The following is a 307-nucleotide window of genomic DNA, read 5'->3' on the forward strand; positions in this document are numbered from 1 at the left end:
TAATGATCATACCGCTCACCGACACGCTGGCTTTTGTTTTGTCAGCAGATGCCGCACTGAAACTGTTGTCGGTCGCACCTTCTGGCTGGAACGCCACAGTTAGGGTGGTGTTCTGCCCTTTCACCACCGACGCACTGGCCGGTGTCACTGTCATGGACGTTGCCGGGGTGACCGTGCTGCGGTCTTCAGCCAGCGACGGGCGCCCGACATTAGTCACTTTCACCGTGCGGGTGATCACCTCTTTCGCGGTAACGGCTTTACCGATGCTACTGACCCAGCCACGAAATACGTCCACCGTGCCGTTCGG

Annotated in this window: 1 protein-coding gene; it reads right to left on the minus strand. The window is 58.6% G+C overall.

What is annotated here, in order from left to right; translation table 11 throughout:
- A partial coding sequence (locus FDX22_RS00475) for a phage tail tube protein (protein WP_146716565.1) occupies positions 1–307 on the minus strand: 307 nt, incomplete at both ends.

Origin of the sequence: Citrobacter sp. TBCS-14, assembly GCF_005280805.1 — a bacterium.
GTDB classification, from domain to species: Bacteria; Pseudomonadota; Gammaproteobacteria; order Enterobacterales; family Enterobacteriaceae; genus Citrobacter; species Citrobacter gillenii.